The organism is Xenorhabdus sp. PR6a (assembly GCF_028599065.1).
Lineage (GTDB): Bacteria > Pseudomonadota > Gammaproteobacteria > Enterobacterales > Enterobacteriaceae > Xenorhabdus > Xenorhabdus doucetiae.
Genome location: NZ_JAQRFJ010000005.1, coordinates 1 through 19,592 on the forward strand (window position 1 = coordinate 1; position 19,592 = coordinate 19,592).

Annotated in this window: 15 protein-coding genes and 1 CRISPR repeat array; of the genes, 8 read left to right on the forward strand and 7 right to left on the reverse strand. The window is 44.5% G+C overall.

Features of this window, described 5'->3' with window-relative positions:
- Window positions 1-47: 47 nt before the first annotated feature.
- Window positions 48-1,848: direct repeats of the CRISPR family, unit length 29 nt; unit sequence CGGTTTATCCCCGTACCTACGGGGAACAC.
- Window positions 1,849-2,205: 357 nt separating this feature from the next.
- Complete coding sequence (gene dsbB / locus PSI15_RS02410; RefSeq protein ID WP_045970973.1) at window positions 2,206-2,724, reverse strand: disulfide bond formation protein DsbB; 519 nt, start codon at window positions 2,722-2,724, stop codon at window positions 2,206-2,208.
- Window positions 2,725-2,813: 89 nt separating this feature from the next.
- The gene (gene nhaB, locus PSI15_RS02415) at window positions 2,814-4,358 is read right to left on the reverse strand and encodes a sodium/proton antiporter NhaB (protein ID WP_273582144.1); all 1,545 of its coding nucleotides are present in this window, start codon (window positions 4,356-4,358) and stop codon (window positions 2,814-2,816) included.
- Between the two features lie 270 nt (window positions 4,359-4,628).
- Here nhaB and fadR point away from each other — a divergent pair, with 270 nt between their 5' ends.
- The 3 genes from fadR (at window position 4,629) to alr (ending at window position 8,313) form a co-directional block, all read left to right on the forward strand.
- Complete coding sequence (fadR, locus tag PSI15_RS02420) at window positions 4,629-5,342, forward strand: fatty acid metabolism transcriptional regulator FadR (protein ID WP_273582145.1); 714 nt, start codon at window positions 4,629-4,631, stop codon at window positions 5,340-5,342.
- A 574-nt stretch (window positions 5,343-5,916) separates the two neighbouring features.
- The gene (locus PSI15_RS02425; RefSeq protein ID WP_273582146.1) at window positions 5,917-7,218 is read left to right on the forward strand and encodes a D-amino acid dehydrogenase; all 1,302 of its coding nucleotides are present in this window, start codon (window positions 5,917-5,919) and stop codon (window positions 7,216-7,218) included.
- Window positions 7,219-7,245: 27 nt separating this feature from the next.
- Window positions 7,246-8,313: an alanine racemase gene (alr, locus tag PSI15_RS02430; protein ID WP_273582147.1), complete on the forward strand. Its 1,068-nt coding sequence runs from the start codon at window positions 7,246-7,248 to the stop codon at window positions 8,311-8,313.
- A gap of 58 nt (window positions 8,314-8,371) precedes the next feature.
- Here alr and PSI15_RS02435 read toward each other — a convergent pair whose 3' ends face one another.
- Both PSI15_RS02435 and gapA read right to left on the reverse strand, forming a co-directional pair.
- The gene (locus PSI15_RS02435; protein WP_273582148.1) at window positions 8,372-9,253 is read right to left on the reverse strand and encodes a D-hexose-6-phosphate mutarotase; all 882 of its coding nucleotides are present in this window, start codon (window positions 9,251-9,253) and stop codon (window positions 8,372-8,374) included.
- A gap of 128 nt (window positions 9,254-9,381) precedes the next feature.
- Window positions 9,382-10,377, reverse strand: coding sequence for a glyceraldehyde-3-phosphate dehydrogenase (gene gapA / locus PSI15_RS02440; protein ID WP_273582149.1), 996 nt, complete (start codon window positions 10,375-10,377; stop codon window positions 9,382-9,384).
- A gap of 342 nt (window positions 10,378-10,719) precedes the next feature.
- On the opposite strand from gapA, the gene msrB reads away from it, so the two are divergent.
- Both msrB and PSI15_RS02450 read left to right on the forward strand, forming a co-directional pair.
- Entirely contained in the window at window positions 10,720-11,133 is a 414-nt protein-coding gene (msrB, locus tag PSI15_RS02445) for a peptide-methionine (R)-S-oxide reductase MsrB (RefSeq protein WP_045970961.1), read from the forward strand.
- A gap of 152 nt (window positions 11,134-11,285) precedes the next feature.
- Entirely contained in the window at window positions 11,286-11,567 is a 282-nt protein-coding gene (locus PSI15_RS02450) for a YeaC family protein (protein ID WP_045973489.1), read from the forward strand.
- A 63-nt stretch (window positions 11,568-11,630) separates the two neighbouring features.
- On the opposite strand, the gene ansA is transcribed toward PSI15_RS02450, so the two are convergent.
- Window positions 11,631-12,650 carry an asparaginase gene (gene ansA, locus PSI15_RS02455; RefSeq protein ID WP_273582150.1) on the reverse strand — a complete coding sequence of 340 codons (1,020 nt, stop codon included), beginning with the start codon at window positions 12,648-12,650 and terminating at the stop codon, window positions 11,631-11,633.
- 141 nt (window positions 12,651-12,791) lie between these two features.
- Window positions 12,792-14,669 (reverse strand): signal peptide peptidase SppA, encoded by a 1,878-nt coding sequence (sppA, locus tag PSI15_RS02460; protein ID WP_273582151.1) that lies wholly within the window; start codon window positions 14,667-14,669, stop codon window positions 12,792-12,794.
- A gap of 167 nt (window positions 14,670-14,836) precedes the next feature.
- Here sppA and PSI15_RS02465 point away from each other — a divergent pair, with 167 nt between their 5' ends.
- The 3 genes from PSI15_RS02465 to PSI15_RS02475 are packed head-to-tail and all read left to right on the forward strand — an operon-like array spanning window position 14,837 to window position 18,425.
- Window positions 14,837-15,388, forward strand: coding sequence for an NAD(P)H nitroreductase (locus tag PSI15_RS02465; protein WP_045970955.1), 552 nt, complete (start codon window positions 14,837-14,839; stop codon window positions 15,386-15,388).
- Window positions 15,389-15,415: 27 nt separating this feature from the next.
- On the forward strand, window positions 15,416-16,474 hold the full coding sequence (selD, locus tag PSI15_RS02470) for a selenide, water dikinase SelD (protein WP_273582152.1): 1,059 nt from the start codon (window positions 15,416-15,418) through the stop codon (window positions 16,472-16,474).
- A gap of 4 nt (window positions 16,475-16,478) precedes the next feature.
- A complete protein-coding gene (locus PSI15_RS02475; RefSeq protein WP_273582153.1) occupies window positions 16,479-18,425 on the forward strand; it encodes a DNA topoisomerase III in 1,947 nt (648 codons plus the stop codon).
- A 62-nt stretch (window positions 18,426-18,487) separates the two neighbouring features.
- Here PSI15_RS02475 and xthA read toward each other — a convergent pair whose 3' ends face one another.
- The gene (gene xthA, locus PSI15_RS02480; RefSeq protein WP_045970951.1) at window positions 18,488-19,294 is read right to left on the reverse strand and encodes an exodeoxyribonuclease III; all 807 of its coding nucleotides are present in this window, start codon (window positions 19,292-19,294) and stop codon (window positions 18,488-18,490) included.
- Between the last annotated feature and the right edge of the window lie 298 nt (window positions 19,295-19,592).

Sequence of the window (19,592 nt, forward strand, 5' to 3'; positions counted from 1 at the left end):
CCTACGGGGAACACGCACAATGCGATTTCACTGAATTGCCGTGGCATAGGTTTATCCCCGTACCTACGGGGAACACGTTGTTCCTCATGTAAGTTATAAGTAATGTAGCGGTTTATCCCCGTACCTACGGGGAACACTGCGTTATCCAATCTGGAATTATTATGCTGGTCGGTTTATCCCCGTACCTACGGGGAACACGACACTGTGTTTTGATATAACCCTGCAAATAGCGGTTTATCCCCGTACCTACGGGGAACACTAAAGTGATGGGAATTGTTTTGGATTTAGAACCGGTTTATCCCCGTACCTACGGGGAACACCTGAGTATGCCTGCTGGAGTTTTCCTTTATTGCGGTTTATCCCCGTACCTACGGGGAACACGATTGATAAAGCGAAATTCTTCTTTTCCAACGCGGTTTATCCCCGTACCTACGGGGAACACGGCACTTTCGCTTTGCTCAAGCACCGTGTATGCGGTTTATCCCCGTACCTACGGGGAACACTGAAAAGAATAACACTGCGGCGAACCCCTCACCGGTTTATCCCCGTACCTACGGGGAACACATGCCGCAGCCGCCTCAGCGCGGGGCCAGCAGCGGTTTATCCCCGTACCTACGGGGAACACAATTTTTCGACAATAATTACTGGAGCAGATCGCGGTTTATCCCCGTACCTACGGGGAACACAATAAGAAATTTCATTTTAACCACACTTTCCCCGGTTTATCCCCGTACCTACGGGGAACACGTAACGAAGGGCGTCAGCACTATCTGTCCTACCGGTTTATCCCCGTACCTACGGGGAACACGGCAGCATTTCCAGTAATTCATCCATATCAACCGGTTTATCCCCGTACCTACGGGGAACACACAAAATCACAATAACCGGATAACCCTAAAAACGGTTTATCCCCGTACCTACGGGGAACACGAGGGGCAATAACTCCACCACTTCGCCGAGCGCCGGTTTATCCCCGTACCTACGGGGAACACGGTGTGGCTGGCGTGGTTTTACGCCGTTTGCGCGGTTTATCCCCGTACCTACGGGGAACACCATCCAGAGCCTGTTTCACCTCCGGCGGCTGGCGGTTTATCCCCGTACCTACGGGGAACACGCACGTTCTTCATCCAGTCAATATATTGATTGCGGTTTATCCCCGTACCTACGGGGAACACTGGTCAAAGTCCGCATAACGTTCAACCAGACGCGGTTTATCCCCGTACCTACGGGGAACACTACCGATGGTTTCGGCGTGTTGCAGAATGGGGCGGTTTATCCCCGTACCTACGGGGAACACTTCAGATTTACGAATGTCATATACTTCTTTAGCGGTTTATCCCCGTACCTACGGGGAACACAACAGCGTCATAAACTGATCAAACATCAATAACGGTTTATCCCCGTACCTACGGGGAACACCGGAATAGCGATATCATTCGACTCATACAACGCGGTTTATCCCCGTACCTACGGGGAACACTGGGCGCTAGAGCTAAAGATATATTTGATAAACGGTTTATCCCCGTACCTACGGGGAACACCCCCATTCAATCAACGCGTCATTCAGGCTGACCGGTTTATCCCCGTACCTACGGGGAACACTACATGGATATACCCCTCCTAACCGGTACAGCCGGTTTATCCCCGTACCTACGGGGAACACGTCCGTCCCTATCGGATTTAGTAATCATTTTTTCGGTTTATCCCCGTACCTACGGGGAACACCCCCAGTGCGTCACTGCCGTAGGCCAGCAGGCCGGTTTATCCCCGTACCTACGGGGAACACGACTGGGGTGTCTGGGGAGGTGGCTTATCTTGCCGGTTTATCCCCGTACCTACGGGGAACACCCCAATTATATCCAACTGTTTTATAAACCCTTTTTAGGGCGAAAAAATTCTACCATTTTTTCAGCCTATAAATCAGTGAAATTCTTCTGTTCATCTTTCCTGATTTATTATCTGTAATGCAGATCGCATTTCATTCATATCCTTCATGTTTATCTATCAAATTATGGGATCTCCATCACACAGTAGTGCCAATCATTACCTGCTGGCATTTGAGAGTCAGGTCGCATAAAAAAGGGCATATTTTATTATTGTGATGAAGAGTTAGACTGAATATGGAAAGGCATTAAAGGAGCCTTTAGTCGGCTCCTTTGGGGGTAATATCAATGCCCGTTCTATCAGGCGAGGGGAGTTTTACCGTTAAAATCTACGCTGAACCCGAAAAAACTGGCTCACCAGCACTAATATGCCCACTAACAGATAAGCGGCAAAAATGCCAATCAGCCATTGCGGCATATCCAACGTTAAAAATTCCCACTGTTTTATTGAACAATCCCCAAGCGCCTGAAATACCGAGGGTAGCCAATCATTTAAGGGTAACCAAGATGGGAATTGGACAAAGAACTCACAAGTATTAAACGGGGAAGGGTATAACTGCATCATGGTGTGATCCCATGCCAGTTGCAATCCTTGCCATGCGCTGTAAATCCACAGCAGGATCGCTAACCAGCGTAAAGGTGTTTTAGGGGCAATTGCGCCAAGCAGCGCAGCGCCTAAAATACCAAGTAATGCAACACGCTCATAAATGCACATTACGCAGGGTTGTAATTGCATGACATGTTGAAAATAAAGCGCTGTCGCTTCCAGGATAAGAGCGGTTAACGCCATCAATAACCATGCGCCTCGCCCTTGGGAACTCTGTTTTAAAAATTGAAACATTTTCTTTTCTTCCCATCTTTTCAAAATGAATTGGCTTATTGTGCCGTGTCATCCGCCATAAAAAAATAAAATTAAAATCAACTGAACCATTATAGTGGCGTGATCAAACCGAGCCTGATCAGATATTCAGTCGCAGGCACCAACCAAAATTCAACACATAACAGGCCGACTAAGGTCATCACAATGGTATAAGGCAGCGCCATCATGACCATACGGCCATACGAGAGACGGATCAGCGGAGATAAGGCCGAAGTCAGCAGGAACAGGAAAGCCGCCTGCCCATTAGGCGTTGCCACGGATGGCAAATTCGTGCCTGTATTAATGGCAACGGCCAAATATTCATACTGTTGTTGTGAAATCAAACCGTTTTTCAGGGCGGACAGCGCTTCGTTAATGTAAACCGTACCGACGAAGACGTTATCAGAAACCGTAGAGAGTAACCCGTTGAACAAGTAAAACAAGGAAAGCTGTGAAGCGGGTGAAGACTGCAAGACAAATTGGATAAATGGCGTAAACAGTTGTTGGTCAACAATCACGGCAACGACAGAGAAGAACACCGTTAACAGTGCAGTAAACGGCAAGGCTTCCTCAAAGGCTTTACCCAGCGCATGTTCTTCGGTAATCCCACAGAAGGCCGTTGTTAAGATAATGACTGACAGACCAATCAGACCCACTTCGGCCAGATGAAAAGCCAGTGCCACAATCAGCCAAATGCCGATCAATGCCTGAACGACAAGTTGGGCTTTTTCTTGGCGGGTACGTTTTTCACTGGCTTTTTGGTCATAATCTTTCAGGACAGAGCGAACACGCTCAGGCAATTCAGCGCCGTAACCAAACAATTTAAAATGTTCGACCAGCAAACAGACCAGCAAGCCGCAAATAAACACGGGAAGGGTGACCGGAGACATACGAATAAAGAATGTGACAAAATCCCAACCGACGTGTTTGGCAATGATCAGGTTTTGCGGTTCACCGACCATTGTCATCACGCCGCCCAGCGCGGTGCCAACTCCTGCATGCATCATCAGGCTGCGTAAGAATGCCCGGAACTGTTCCAGTGACTGCCTTTTATCCTCACTGTCAAAGCACTTATCATCATTCAGTTCAGCGTTGCCATCTTGGGAAAGAAACTGGTGATAGATAGCGTAAAACCCGACTGAGACACTGATAACTACAGCAATGACGGTCAGGGCATCAAGAAAAGCGGATAAAAAAGCACTGGCCAGACAAAATGCCAGTGCCAGCATTTTCTTGGAGCGGATACTTAACAGCAGTTTCGTGAAAACAAACAGCAGTAATTGTTTCATGAAGTAAATGCCCGCAACCATGAAAATCAGCAATAAAATCACTTCCAGATTATTGGCAATTTCATGACCGACTTGTTTGGGTGAAGTCATCCCGATAATGATGGCTTCAATGGCGAGTAATCCACCGGGTTGCAGGGGATAGCATTTTAATGCCATTGCCAGTGTGAAGATAAACTCAACAACCAGCATCCAGCCAGCAACAAAGGGGCTGACAAAGAAATAGACCAGTGGATTGATGATGAGAAAAACAATGATCGCCAGTTTGTACCAATCCGGCGAGTTGCCGAGAAAGTTTTTCACCACTGCACGTTGCATACTGATTTCCATTATTATTAACATTCCTCTTTGTGAATACTTGGAACAAATCCAAGCAACTATATATCTAAACAACCCTATAGGAATATAGGGGATAGTACGCTCAACGCGATAGCAATTTAAGGGCATTGGCGCATAGTTAATCTACGAATGATGGCATTTTTTATGAGCCCTTTCACTCTTTCACGGTTTATTTATCGGGTAACTATATCGAACAAGCACATTCTGGTATGATCAATCGCTATTATTAGCCAAGAAAACTGCTTTGGAATAATTAAAATTATGGTAATTAAGGCTCAAAGTCCTGCGAGTTTCGCGGAAGAGTATATCATTGAAAGTATTTGGAATAATCGCTTTCCACCCGGCTCCATACTGCCAGCAGAACGTGAATTATCTGAATTGATCGGTGTCACCCGTACGACCTTGCGAGAAGTGTTGCAGCGCCTTGCCCGTGATGGTTGGTTGACTATTCAGCATGGAAAGCCAACCAAAGTTAATAACTTCTGGGAAACATCCGGTCTTAATATTCTGGAAACGTTGGCGCGCCTTGATCATGATCGCGTTCCCCAGTTGGTTGATAACTTATTGGCCGTGCGAACGAATATTGCCGCCATCTTTATCCGTACTGCATTCAGGAACAACCCTGAAAAATCACTGGAAGTTCTGGCAGAAAAAGAACATGTGGAAGATACGGCTGAATCTTTCAGTTCTGTGGACTATGACATTTTCCGCGGTCTGGCTTTTGCGTCAGGAAACCCTATTTATGGTTTGATTATTAACGGGCTGAAAGGGTTGTATACCCGTGTTGGCCGTTATTATTTCTCCAGTCCTGAAGCGCGTAATCTGGCATTGAATTTCTATCAGCAATTAAGTTCACTGTGTCAGGAAAAATCCTACGACAAAATCATGGATTGTGTGCGTAATTATGGTAAAGAAAGTGGGACTATCTGGCATAGCATGCAAAGCATTATGTTTAATGAATTAGCGGAAAGATAAATGAATTAACGTAAGCACGTCTTGGTTAGTTAAACTCTTCGTTTTTTGATTACCCCGCTGTCAGTTGCACTTTATTTAATTTACCCCAGATATGTGGTTATATCATAGTTCGGTCATATAATATCCAATTATATGATGCAGGATTATCTATGTTTCTGGGGTATTCCTCTAATCACTCATTAACCTCCCTTCCAACTGTGTAATTCAGTTTTTTAAACTATTATCCTATTTAACCAAGATTGATATTATATAAAAAACTATAAATTTCTATTTGTGCAGAATTATACAAATTCCGCATTTGTGAATTTAATGTTTCTTTTTTCCGTAAAAACTTCTTTAGCAGGTGGAAAATTAAAGGGGTAAATAGAATTTTTATCTATTTTAATTGATTGATTTTTAGTTATTTTAATAAATATTGTTCATTTTTTGAAGAAAATCATCACTTGTAGTTTGTAATTGAAATGTGACTTAAATCCTAAAAGTTAATTAATTGTGTTGTAGTCTATTATTCTGTATTGGATTTTTGTGTTTAGCATATTATGCTTGCCAATATCACTTATCAGTAGGGGGTAAAATGAAGGTCCTTATTTTAGGCAGCGGTGTTATTGGTGTAACCAGTGCATGGTATCTTGCGCAGGCAGGCCATGAAGTTATCGTTATTGATCGCCAGAATAGTGCTGCGGAAGAAACCAGTGCCGCTAATGCTGGTCAAATCTCACCAGGATATTCAACCCCTTGGGGCGCACCAGGTATCCCGCTGAAAGCAATGAAGTGGATATTTCAACGTCATGCACCTTTGGCAGTCCATCCTGATGGTTCTCTGTTCCAGTTGCGCTGGATGTGGCAAATGCTGCGCAATTGCGATGCAGGCCATTACGCGATGAATAAAAGCAGAATGGTACGCTTGGCAGAATATAGCCGGGATTGCATTAAACAATTAAGAGCCGATACCGGGATCCAATATGAGGGACGTCAGGGGGGAACCCTGCAATTGTTTAGAACTACCAAGCAATTTGATAATGCCGCTAATGATATTAAAGTGCTGGAGCAAGAAGACGTTCCTTATCGATTATTGACTGCCGAGCAATTAGCTACCGTAGAGCCTGCGCTCGCCAATACTTCCCATAAACTGACAGGCGGATTGCAATTACCCAATGATGAAACGGGTGATTGTCAGGTTTTTACCAAGACTCTGGCTAAAATGGCAGAAGATATTGGTGTGAAGTTTATCTTCAACAAGCACGTTAAACAGATTTTGGTGGATGGAAATAAAATCACGGGTATTCAATGTAATGATGGCGTGATGTCAGCGGATCACTATGTGGTAGCGATGGGATCTTATTCCACGGAGATATTGAAAGATTTAGTCAAAATTCCGGTTTATCCAATGAAAGGTTATTCATTGACGATGCCAATCGTGGACGAAGCAAAAGCTCCTGTTTCAACTGTATTGGATGAAACTTACAAGATTGCGATTACCCGTTTTGATAATCGTATTCGTGTTGGTGGCATGGCGGAAGTCGTCGGATTTAATTTGAATGTTCCTCAGAATCGTTGTGAAACATTAAAAATGGTTGTTCAGGATCTTTATCACAATGGGGGTAATATCGCGGAGGCGTCATTCTGGGCAGGTTTGCGTCCTATGACGCCGGATGGTACCCCTATCGTGGGGCCAACGAAGTATGCGAATCTTTATTTAAATACTGGGCATGGAACACTGGGATGGACAATGGCTTGTGGTTCAGGGAAGTTACTGGCGGATTTAATTTCTGGCAAAAATCCTGATATTGCGGCAGAGGATCTCTCTGTATTCAGATATATTGACGGTTTCAATATAAAAGTGTTTCCAATGAAACCTCATTTACACACTGCATAAATTAATAAACGATAAGAAGGGGTCGTCATGCCACGTCCTATTTTGGCAACGATCCATCTCGATGCATTCCGCCATAATTTGTCGGTTATTCGCCAAAGAGTGGGTAACAGTAAAATTTGGTCGGTAGTCAAAGCGAATGCGTATGGGCATGGGTTGGACAGAATATGGCAATCACTCATTCAGACAGATGGATTTGCACTGCTTGATATGAATGAAGCTATTTATTTAAGGGAGCAGGGATGGCAAGGGCCAATCTTGCTATTGGAAGGTTTTTTCAAGCCCGCGGATTTGCAGATGATCAATCAGTACCGTCTGACAACCGCAGTACATAGCCATTGGCAGCTTGATGAGATAGAAACAGCCAAATTGGATAATCCCATTGATATCTATTTAAAACTCAATAGTGGTATGAATCGGTTGGGATTCACCTCAGAAGAGTATTCACAGGTAGTTTCAATGGCGAGCAGGATTAAAAATATTCATTCAGTCACTTTGATGACCCATTTTGCTAATTCAGATAATGAAGTGGGTGTTGGTGGACAATTTGCGGTTGTTGAACATCTGCAAATGCGTTCATTGCCTCATTGCCTGGCGAATTCGGGTGCCGTGTTGTGGCATCCGAAAACACATAGAGATTGGGTACGGCCGGGTATTATTCTTTATGGCGCATCCCCAAGTGGAAAGTGGCGTGATATTGCTGATATTGGGTTGAAATCAGCCATGACATTGCAAAGTGAAGTGATTGCCGTGCATGAACTTCCCAAAGGAGAAAAGATCGGCTATGGCAGTCGTTATACAACCCCGAAGCCGATGCGTGTCGGTACAATCGCCTGTGGTTATGCAGATGGATATCCGCGACATGCTCCAACGGGAACACCGATTATGGTTGGTGGTATTCGCACCCGATTATTGGGCGCGATATCAATGGATATGATGACGGTTGATTTAACGCCATGCCCTGAAGCCAACGTAGGCAGTATTGTTGAGTTATGGGGAGAAAATCTACCTGTAGATGAAGTTGCAGAATCGGCCGGAACCATTGGTTATGAACTTTTGTGCGCGTTAGCGAAGCGGGTTCCTGTCACTGTGGTTTAATCCTTTCTATATTCAGACATGCAGGCATTTTTACCTTGGTTTGGAAAAAATGCCTGTTTTATCTATTATCTGAAAACTTACGGCAGCGGATAATGACAGAAAGTCGGTCAGGGATGCCATTCTTAGACCGTAATGGATTATTGATACGGGCTGTTTCGATACAAGCCATATTCTTATAACCATTTTTACTCATATCTTTCATGCTACTGGAAAGTGCAGCGCCGGGGTTCCAGCATACGACATCACTATGGTGATAGTGGTGTATTTCAATGGTTCGTTTCCATAAAGGATCTCTGAGCAGGCTAAAATCGTCTGGCTCGGTATAAATACGGTCGGTTCTGCCGTGAAAGACTAAATCTTCATCAATAACTTGCTCTCTATCGGAGAGGGTATCAATAAAATGAGCGCCAAGTCCGCTCACTCGAATTTGATCGATGTCACTGACATTGAAGTAAGAGTGAAGGGCGCAAGTAGCCTGATATTCACCGTGGGGTTCTAATTCTATTTCGCAAGTTTCCCCTAATTTAAAGCGGGCAATCAGCGTGAATTCATGTGGCCATAGCTTACGGGTATAGGCATTATCCTGCAATGTGAACGTCAAAATAACCCCGTTTTCATTCTCATTATGCGCTTTGAGTTCCCAGGGCAATATCCGTGCAAATCCATGACTGGGCGCTGCGGACGAACCAAACCAAGGCCAACAGATGGGAATACCGCCGCGGATGGCCGTGCCGGCATTAAAAAGCGTGTTATCGCTTACCCATAATACGGGTTTTTCGTTATTGGGCTGCCATGTAATTAGGTGAGCACCTTGAATACTGATCACCCCACGAGCTTTAGGATGGGAAACTACAATTAACGGAAAACCATCAATATTTCGCTGGCTGATATAAGGGGAGATCTGTTCTACAACGGGTAATGAGAAAATTTTATCAAGCATCTGTCACGACCTTATGTAACCTTGAATTGGCAGTGGAACCAAGGGACAAGAATAGCTCAATATTTTAGATAGATAAATATAAAAGCCATCTGTAAACAGATGGCTTTTGAACGTGGATAAAAGCGCAATTATTTGGAGATGTGAGCGATCAGATCCAGAACTTTGTTGGAATAGCCAGTTTCGTTGTCATACCAAGAAACCAGTTTTACAAAGTTATCGTTCAGAGCGATACCCGCTTTAGCATCAAATACAGAAGTCAGTTTTTCGCCGTTGAAGTCAGTGGAAACCACGTCATCTTCAGTATAGCCCAGAATGCCTTTCAGCTCGCCTTCTGCTGCTGCTTTGATTGCGTCACAGATTTCTGCGTAAGTCGCTGGTTTAGCCAGACGTGCAGTCAGGTCAACCACAGAGACGTTAGGCGTAGGAACACGGAAAGACATACCGGTCAGTTTGCCGTTCAGTTCTGGGATAACTTTACCTACTGCTTTTGCTGCGCCAGTGGAAGATGGGATGATGTTCTGTGCCGCACCACGGCCACCACGCCAGTCTTTTGCTGAAGGACCGTCAACCGTTTTCTGGGTAGCCGTTGTTGCGTGAACGGTAGTCATCAGACCTTCAACGATGCCGAATTTGTCATTGATAACTTTAGCCAGTGGCGCCAGGCAGTTAGTGGTGCAGGATGCGTTGGAAACGATATCCTGGCCTGCATAGGCATTGTGGTTAACACCCATAACGAACATTGGCGTATTGTCTTTGGATGGGCCAGTCAGAACCACTTTTTTCGCGCCAGCCGCGATGTGCTTACGTGCAGTTTCGTCGGTCAGGAAGATACCCGTTGCTTCTGCAACAACATCAACACCCACTTCATCCCATTTCAGGTTAGCTGGATCTCTTTCAGATGTAACGCGGATGGTTTTGCCGTTAACAACCAGTTGACCGTCTTTAACTTCAACAGTGCCGTTGAAGCGGCCGTGGGTTGAATCGTATTTCAGCATGTAAGCCATGTATTCTGCATCCAACAGATCATTGATCGCAACGATTTCAACGTCTGAACGTTCTTGAGCAGCACGGAAAACAATACGGCCGATACGACCAAAACCGTTAATACCTACTTTGATAGTCATAGTATTCCACCAGCTATTTTTTAGTGAATTAAAAGTTGTGTCTAAAGTTACCAAAATCTTGCCAGCCGTCAAGCGGAATCGTGTCAACCATTGAAAAAGATCAACTTAACAATCACCATCTGGACGCTTGCTATACAACTGGAACAAGCTCTACGCACCACATTATCGGGGTATAAGGAGATATTTAAAGTTACCATTGGTTAGATATGTGAGACTTATCACAATTAGTAAAGTAAATTGCTATGTTGAATGGGTTAGAATGCATTTTGACATTTTGTTGTTAATTTTTTGTTGTTTTCGATGATTCTTTATTGAAAATATTGGCCTTAAAAGGTGGTCATTATGACTAAAAGTCAAAATATTTTCCTTTCTATAGAACAGCTTAGTAAAATGCAGCACCATGTTACACAAGAAGCAGGGACTGAGCCGCCATTTTCCGGAAAACTACTGCACAACAAGAAAAGTGGTATTTATTATTGCCTGTGTTGCCGCCAGCCACTATTTATTTCTGAGACGAAATTTGATTCAGGGTGTGGATGGCCGAGTTTCTACCAACCGATCAGTGATGACTCTATCACCTATATTGATGATTATTCTCATAATATCCATCGGATAGAGGTACGTTGTAGTCAATGTCAGGCACATTTAGGGCATGTTTTCCCTGATGGCCCCAAACCGACAGGAGAACGGTTTTGTATCAATTCAGCATCACTGTGTTTTATTGATAAAGAAACCGGCGAAGAAACAGCGGGTTAATGTTATGCCTGCATACTTTGAATTTAAATAATCTCGATAGAATTTGGGATTGGACAGTTGAAAAAGAAACGATTCAGCCTATTTTTAATAAAACATGTCGTGTATACAGGCAAATAGCGCATATAGCCATTAAAGCCATTAAGGAAATCTCGATGAAGTTGGATGATTTACTCTCCGCCATGACGCCTGAAATTTATCAGCGATTAGTTCAGGCTGTTGAACTGGGAAAGTGGCAGGATGGTGTTCCCCTCACGCCAGAGCAGAAGGAGTACAGTTTACAAGCAGTGATGCTTTGGCAGGCAAAAAATAATCATGATCCTGACCATATGACGATTGGTACAAATGGCCAAATTGCCATAAAAAGCAAACAGGAGTTAAAGGCGATATTTCAGTCTGAAATGGTCGCGAAATTAAAACCTCAGTCGGAAGAGTGAAAGAGGGTGAATTTGCAACCTCGCCCTTGCAGAAAGCAGGGCGAGGCAGGTTTAGATCACTGATTATTCATCCGCATAACTCAATTCTCCCCGCAGATTTTGTTGCATCAAGTAGCGGATCTCTTCAGGGGTATAAGCTTGGCTCAGTAAATAGTGCAATTTCGTTAAAGCGGCCTCGAAAGTCATGTCATAACCACTGATAACGCCTGATGCAGCCAGAGAATGACCTGTTGCATAGCCTTCCATGTTGACCCGGCCAGAAATACATTGCGTCAAATTAACCACAATAATGCCTCGCTCGGTGGCTTTCTTTAATGTTTGCAACAAATCAGCACGTTGAGGCGCATTACCTACACCGTATGATAGCAAAATCAATGCCTTAACGGGCTGCATCAGAATATTTTCTACCACTTGACTGGATAACCCCGGATAGATGGTCACCACCCCAATGGGTTGTGATGTGATTGGATTCACAACAAACTCGCCGTGGCTGACAGGCAGGGGATTGGTTTTAAAGGTGCGGATATTGATTCCGGCTTCCATCAGGGGTGAACAGTTAGGGGATGAAAAGGCATCAAAACCATCTGCATGGGCTTTAATTGTTCTGTTTCCACGAAATAATTTATTGTTGAAAAACAGGCTGACTTCGTTGATGGGGTAATTTGCTGCGAGATACAGCGCATTAAGGAGATTAGTTTGCCCATCGGAACGCAGTGCTTCCAGCGGAATTTGTGACCCTGTCACAATAATCGGTTTATTGAGGTTTTCGAAGATGAAAGAGAGTGCTGACGCCGTGAAAGCCATGGTGTCCGTACCGTGCAGAATAACAAAGCCATCATAGTCATGGTAATTCTGATCGATATCATTTGCGATAACGCTCCAGTCGTCAGGACTCATATCAGAAGAATCAATCAGGGGCTGATGTTCACGGATCGTGAATGTTGGCATTTCTGGACGGTGAAATTCTGGCATTTTTGCGAGTTGTTGCTGTAAATGACCGGAAACGGGAATGTACCCATTGGGGGAGTGCTGCATCCCAATTGTGCCGCCAGTGTAAACAACATAGATGGATTTCTTCTGCATGATAACGCCTCACTAAAAACAGTTAGCTGGATTATAGGGAGTATCAGGAAGAAAAAAAGCCTGATGGTAAAATCAGGCTTTCAGTTTGCCAGAAACTTACTGTCAGAAAACCAGTCAATGGTTTTTAACGGGTATCTGTTTTTAACGGATATCGACACAGTTCAGACAGAATGTATAGATATTCTGCGGATCGTTCATGTTCTTATAAAACACGGCTTGTTTTTTCATATCTTGGGCAACGTCGGCAAGTGGCGCCGGCAACATTGACTGCAAGGTATTTGGCAATAGTGCTTGTGCTGATGCAGTCAGTCCCAGCATGAGTTTTTCAGAGAATGAAGGCTCAGGTTGCATCCAATTCAATGACGCATTTTTGACTCCGGCTAATGCAGCCGCTTTTGTCACCGCATCATCAAAATCACCCAACTGATCCACTAAACCGTGTTTTTTAGCATCAATGCCACTCCAAACACGTCCTTGGGCAATGTTATCAATTTCGTCCAGAGATTTATTGCGGGCAGTGGCAACCAGTCCAATAAACTTACTGTAACCATTTTCAATAGAGAGCTGTATGACATCGGAGACTGTCTGGTTGATCCCTTTGGTTGCGGAGATATCGGCTAGTGGGGTTGTTGAAACGCCGTCGGTATTCACGCCAAGGTAATTGAGGCTCTTTTCAAAGGTTTGAATCACACCGAAAACACCAATGGAACCGGTTAAGGTATTCGGATCGGCAATAATGTAGTTAGCCGGGGTGGATATCCAGTAACCGCCTGAAGCAGTGACCCCGCCCATTGAAACGACGATAGGTTTCGCATTTCCTGTTTTGTCATTGCGGATAGCGGCCAGTTCATTACGAATAATTTCAGATGCGCCGATGCTGCCACCTGGGCTGTTAACGCGCAATACAATCGCTTTTATATTGGGATTATGGTGCGCTTCACGCAGTTGTTCAACCAGAGTGTCACTGCCAACGATACCGGGTAATTGCTTACCTTCTAAAATCGCCCCTTCAGCAACAATGACGGCAATGTTGCCTTTATCGTCGGTATCTTGGACGGGTTTTTGGTCAATGTAGTCATAGATGCTAATGTAATTGAAATGCTTTTGTTCTTCATTCCAGCCAAATTTATCCCGCATTATTTTTTCAACGGCACTGCGTGGCTCAATAGCGTCTACCAGTTTATTTTGATATGCATACAGTGAAGTATCTCCGCCCGCTTTACGGAATTTCTCGACAAAGTTTGTTGCACCGGGGAAGACTTGATCGGCGGGGATATGCCGATTAACTGCAATGGTATTTAAGTAATTGTTCCAAAGTTCGTTGAGCCAGAGACTGTCAGCGTCACGCGCTTCGGGTGACATATTGTCACGCAACATGGGTTCAACGGCTGATTTATAGGTGCCGACACGAAAAATATGGGTGGAGACTTTCAACGTATCCAACAACGACTTGTAGTATAAATGGTTGGTGGAGAAACCGTGGATATCAACCATACCTAATGGAGATAGATATATTTTATCGGCATAGCTGGCTAAATAATATTGTGACTGGCTGTAGGTATCACCAATGGCAAAAACAGGTTTACCTGTTGCTTTAAATTCGTTGATAACCTTGCCAATATATCTCATGGAAGTCAGGTCTGCGCCGATGAATTCATTCAGCTTTAATACCATGCCCTTAATTTTTGGATCACTTTTTGCGCGACGAATGCTGTCAACAACGTCAAACAAGGAAGTTTCTCTATTATTACTACTGAATGGGTTAAAAAGATCTTTTCCGAATTGATCAAACGGACTGCGGGCAGCGACATGATCAAGAACAATACCAGACAGGTCAACATACAATGCTCCGTCATAGTTATCGTCAGATTTGGATTGTTGCTGGTAAATGATGACGCCAGCGACAACCACCACGGTCAACAGGATAAAAATAAGATTGGAAATAAATTGGCGAACAAAATTTAGGAGTTTCCAACTCCATTTAAATAATGCTGCCGTGAAATTCCATAAAGTACGCATATTGGCTCCGGGCTAGGGTATCAAATGGAGTTATCCTAATCAGCTCGTCTGGAAATGTCAGCCAGAAATCAGTTAAGGATTGAAAAAACAGTTTATGTGCTTTCATTCATTAACGAATAAACAGAGAATGTTGGTTTGTGACAGATTATCTTATTTAGGAGAAAATAATGAATGCCTTGGAACTTTTGTTAAATCGCCGTTCAGTTTCACGTTTAACCACCCCCGCCCCAGAGGGAGATGAGTTGCAATATATTTTAGCCGCAGGGATGAGAGCACCTGATCATGGGGCTTTGCGTCCTTGGCAATTTGTTGTGATGCAGGGAGAAGGCATTGATAAATTCAGCAAGCTCCTTGAAAAAGCCGCTATTGAAGCGGGATTAGGCGAAGAGGTTGAAGAGAAAGCGAAAAATGCCCCTTACCGGGCTCCCATGATTATTACTGTTATTGCTAAAGTCGTTGAACATGCAAAAGTTCCGGCATGGGAACAAGTCGTTGCCGCGGGTTGTGCCGTTCACGCCATGCAGATGGCCGCCGTTGCCCAAGGTTTTGGCGGTATATGGCGTTCAGGTTCATGGACAGAAGATCCCACTGTCAGGGCAGGGTTGGGATGTGGGGAAAACGACAAAATCGTTGGATTCCTCTATTTAGGAACACCAGAACTCAGGGCGCCGGCAAAAGTCGCAACCCCAGATATGACAAATTTTGTCAGTTATTTCTAATTTGTCAGTCAATAACTGGAGCGACTAATGTCAACTGAAATCCGTCTGACTCAATACAGCCACGGTGCCGGATGTGGCTGCAAAATTTCGCCCAAAGTGCTGGAAACTATTTTACATAGTGAACAATTGCACAGTGAACAGGCAAAATTTTTCGATCCTAACCTTTTAGTCGGCAATGAAACCCGTGATGCTGCTGCTGTGTATGATATTGGTAATGGTACAGGCATCATCAGTACGACGGATTTCTTTATGCCTATTGTTGATGATCCATTTGATTTTGGCCGTATTGCGGCCACAAATGCCATCAGCGATATCTATGCGATGGGCGGAAAGCCGATCATGGCGATTGCGATTCTAGGCTGGCCAATTAATACGCTGGCGCCGGAAATTGCCCGACAAGTTATTGAGGGAGGCCGGGCTGTTTGCCAGGCAGCAGGTATTTCTCTGGCTGGCGGGCATTCTATTGATGCCCTTGAACCGATATTTGGTTTGGCAGTCACCGGAATTATCAATATTGAACGGGTTAAGCGCAATAATCAGGCCAAAGCGGGAAGCCTTCTGTTTCTGACTAAACCTTTAGGCGTTGGCGTATTGACGACGGCGGAAAAGAAAGGTGTGCTTCAACCTGAACATCAGGGTATTGCGAAAGATATTATGTGTCAGTTGAATAAAGCAGGGGCAGATTTTGCAGAAATTGAGGGTGTGACAGCGATGACGGATGTCACAGGCTTTGGTCTGTTAGGGCATTTGAGTGAAATTTGTGAAGGTTCTGGCGTTCAGGCGACGGTCAAATTTTCACAAGTCCCAAGACTGCCAGATGTTGATGTTTATATCGAAAAAGGTTGCGTACCGGGTGGCACAGGGCGCAACTTTGACAGTTATGGGCACTTAATTGGAGAGATGACGTTGCCTCAACGTCATCTCTTGTGTGATCCACAAACCTCGGGTGGTTTATTGCTGGCGATTTTGCCGGATGCCGTGGAAAAGGCGAAAGCCGTTGCACGCAGCCACGACATTGATTTTGTTGCTATTGGTGAACTGACTGAACTCTATTCAGGCAGGGCACTCATTGAAGTTTTTGAATAATTCCATGCGTCTTTTTATTGCAGAAAAACCCAGCCTCGCCAGAGCGATTGCGGATGTTTTACCAAAGCCCCATCGACGTGGGGATGGGTTTATTGAATGTGGTAATAACCAATTTGTGACTTGGTGTGTTGGCCATTTATTGGAACAGGCTGAACCCGATGCCTACGATAGCCGTTATGCCCGTTGGGTATTGTCTGATTTACCGATCATTCCTGAAAAATGGCAGTTAAGGCCACGGGCAGCCGTGGCTAAGCAGCTTAACACCATAAAATCCCTATTGGAGAGGGCGGACGAAATCGTCCATGCCGGTGACCCTGACCGCGAAGGTCAATTACTGGTAGATGAAGTGCTGGATTTTTTAAACCTGGATACCGCGAAAAAACATCATGTCCAGCGATGCCTGATTAATGACCTTAATCCTCAGGCGGTGACAAAAGCGGTTGAGCGGCTGAGGGACAATCGGGAATTTATCCCCTTGTGTGTTTCTGCTCTTGCCAGAGCCAGAGCGGACTGGCTGTATGGCATCAATATGACCCGGGCTTATACCTTGTTGGGTAAAAATGCAGGTTATCAGGGCGTATTATCGGTTGGACGTGTCCAAACCCCCATTTTAGGGTTGGTTGTGCGCCGTGATGAAGAGATAGAACATTTCGTGCCGAAAGACTTTTTTGAAGTTAAAGCCCATATTGTTACCCCGAATGAAGAGCGATTTACGGCGTTATGGCAACCGAGTGAATCTTGCCTTGATTTTCAGGATGAAGAGGGAAGGATTATTCACCGGCCGTTGGCTGAACACGTTGTGGCACGTATTACCGGTCAGCCTGCTTCTGTTTCTGCCTATCAGGACAAACGTGAATCAGAAACAGCGCCATTGCCTTTCTCCCTTTCATCCTTGCAGATTGAAGCGGCCAAGCGTTTTGGTTTAAGTGCGCAGGATGTCCTTGATATTTGTCAGCGGCTTTATGAAACCCATAAATTGATCACCTATCCACGCTCTGACTGTCGTTATCTGCCGGAAGAACATTTTGTGGGGCGTCATGCGGTTTTGAATGCCATCTCCGTTCATGCTGCCCATTTACTTCCGCAAGAGGCTTTGGATGTGGAGCAAAAGAACCGCTGTTGGGATGATAAGAAGGTTGACGCCCACCATGCCATTGTTCCGACGGCACGCAGTAGCCAAATCAATTTAACCGAAAACGAAAGCCATGTTTACGGTTTGATTGCCCGCCAGTACCTCATGCAGTTCTTTCCTGATGCCGTATTCCGCAAATGCACGATTGAACTGGATATTGCCGGCGGGAAATTTATCGCTAAGGCGCGTTTTCTGGCCGAAGCGGGTTGGAGAACGCTGCTTGGCAACAAGGAGCGGGATGAAGAGAATGAAGGTACTCCACTGCCGGTTGTGGCTAAAGGGGATGAGTTGTTGTGTGAAAAAGGGGAAGTGGTGGAAAGGCAGACCCAACCGCCACGGCCTTTTACTGATGCCACATTATTGTCTGCAATGACGGGCATAGCTCGATTTGTACAAGATAAGGCGTTGAAAAAAGTGCTTCGTGCAACTGATGGTTTGGGGACGGAAGCGACCAGAGCGGGGATCATTGAACTGCTATTCAAACGCGATTTTCTGTACAAAAAAGGGCGTCATATTCATGCGACTCCGGCGGGCAGGGCGTTGATCCATGTCTTGCCGGATATGGCGGTATTGCCAGATATGACCGCCCATTGGGAATCCCGGCTGACGCAAATTAGCGAAAAGCAATTCCGTTATCAGGATTTTATGTTACCGCTTCAGGAAACGTTACAGCAGTTGATCTGGCAGGCAAAACAGTATCGTAATTTGAAGGCTTTCAGAGACTTGCCTCCGGTTCCCGTGAATGCCAAAAAAGGGAAGGGAAAGCAGGCAAAATCCGGTAAAAGCAGGGCAAAGAAAGATCAAACCCATCAGGGGTAACCCACATGCTGACACAGCACCATAATATAATGAGTGGTGCTGTGTTTTATGATCGCTGCTGCTTATAGGTTGAATTCTGTCCAAACAGGGGCGTGATCAGACGGTTTTTCCATGCCACGGATAGCATAATCGATACCCGAAGAAATACATCTTTCTGCCAATGGATGGCTGGCAAGCAGCAAATCAATGCGTAGCCCACGATTATCATCAAATCCCTTTGAACGATAGTCGAACCACGAAAATTGGTCATTAACTTCGGGGTGTTGTGCCCGGAATGTATCAATGAAACCCCAGTTTTTCAGGCGTTCCATCCATTCTCTTTCTTCGGGCAAGAAAGAACATTTTCCGGTCTTTAACCAGCGCTTCTGGTTGTTTTCTCCAATACCAATATCAAAATCAGTGGGACTAATGTTCATGTCACCCATAATCAGAATATTTGACTGCGGGGAGTGGTTAGTTTCCAGGTAAGACAAGAGATCCTGATAAAATTTTTCTTTTGCAGGAAATTTAATGGGGTGATCACGGCTCTCTCCCTGCGGAAAATAGCCATTGATTACCGTCAATAAACCAAGGGAAGTCTCGATATCGGCCATAATAATGCGGCGCTGTGCATCATCGTCATCAGTGGGAAAACCTTTACGAATATTGACGGGTTGTTGACGGGTCAGCAGGGCGACACCATAGTGTGATTTTTGGCCATGATAAAAGACGTGATAACCCAGTTTGCTGACTTCTTCGAGGGGAAACATTTCATCATGAACTTTTATTTCTTGTAATCCGATAACATCAGGTTGGTGTTGTTCCACAATGGCAGTGAGTTGATGAGGACGTGCTCTTAGCCCATTGATATTGAATGATATAAATTTCATATCGTTATAATCACCTATAGAATATGCTTATTCTTCATGTTAACAGATATAAATAAAGATGTAACCACTTATTAAATAATAAATTTTACCTAACTACCTTGATAACTCGCTATTTTACTCTTATATGTAATACTATATCGAGTATAATGCTCTCGTTATCCTAAATTTAGAGTGCCGAATCGATTTTTAAATAATAAAAAAAGCCAAATCAATAAATAGTAAATTAATGGATTTATAATAATTCACTAATTTTAATATGTAATATTAAACATTAGATATTGTCATTTTCCGTTAGAGT

Bases quoted from the DNA above. Each gene is read 5' to 3' on its own strand.
- PSI15_RS02450 (WP_045973489.1), top strand. From the start codon at position 11,286: ATGAAGTTGGATGATTTACTCTCCGCCATGACGCCTGAAATTTATCAG.
- dsbB (WP_045970973.1), bottom strand. From the start codon at position 2,724: ATGTTTCAATTTTTAAAACAGAGTTCCCAAGGGCGAGGCGCATGGTTA.
- xthA (WP_045970951.1), bottom strand. From the start codon at position 19,294: ATGAAATTTATATCATTCAATATCAATGGGCTAAGAGCACGTCCTCAT.
- nhaB (WP_273582144.1), bottom strand. From the start codon at position 4,358: ATGGAAATCAGTATGCAACGTGCAGTGGTGAAAAACTTTCTCGGCAAC.
- ansA (WP_273582150.1), bottom strand. From the start codon at position 12,650: ATGCAGAAGAAATCCATCTATGTTGTTTACACTGGCGGCACAATTGGG.
- selD (WP_273582152.1), top strand. From the start codon at position 15,416: ATGTCAACTGAAATCCGTCTGACTCAATACAGCCACGGTGCCGGATGT.
- msrB (WP_045970961.1), top strand. From the start codon at position 10,720: ATGACTAAAAGTCAAAATATTTTCCTTTCTATAGAACAGCTTAGTAAA.
- PSI15_RS02425 (WP_273582146.1), top strand. From the start codon at position 5,917: ATGAAGGTCCTTATTTTAGGCAGCGGTGTTATTGGTGTAACCAGTGCA.
- PSI15_RS02475 (WP_273582153.1), top strand. From the start codon at position 16,479: ATGCGTCTTTTTATTGCAGAAAAACCCAGCCTCGCCAGAGCGATTGCG.
- PSI15_RS02435 (WP_273582148.1), bottom strand. From the start codon at position 9,253: ATGCTTGATAAAATTTTCTCATTACCCGTTGTAGAACAGATCTCCCCT.
- PSI15_RS02465 (WP_045970955.1), top strand. From the start codon at position 14,837: ATGAATGCCTTGGAACTTTTGTTAAATCGCCGTTCAGTTTCACGTTTA.
- gapA (WP_273582149.1), bottom strand. From the start codon at position 10,377: ATGACTATCAAAGTAGGTATTAACGGTTTTGGTCGTATCGGCCGTATT.
- sppA (WP_273582151.1), bottom strand. From the start codon at position 14,669: ATGCGTACTTTATGGAATTTCACGGCAGCATTATTTAAATGGAGTTGG.
- alr (WP_273582147.1), top strand. From the start codon at position 7,246: ATGCCACGTCCTATTTTGGCAACGATCCATCTCGATGCATTCCGCCAT.
- fadR (WP_273582145.1), top strand. From the start codon at position 4,629: ATGGTAATTAAGGCTCAAAGTCCTGCGAGTTTCGCGGAAGAGTATATC.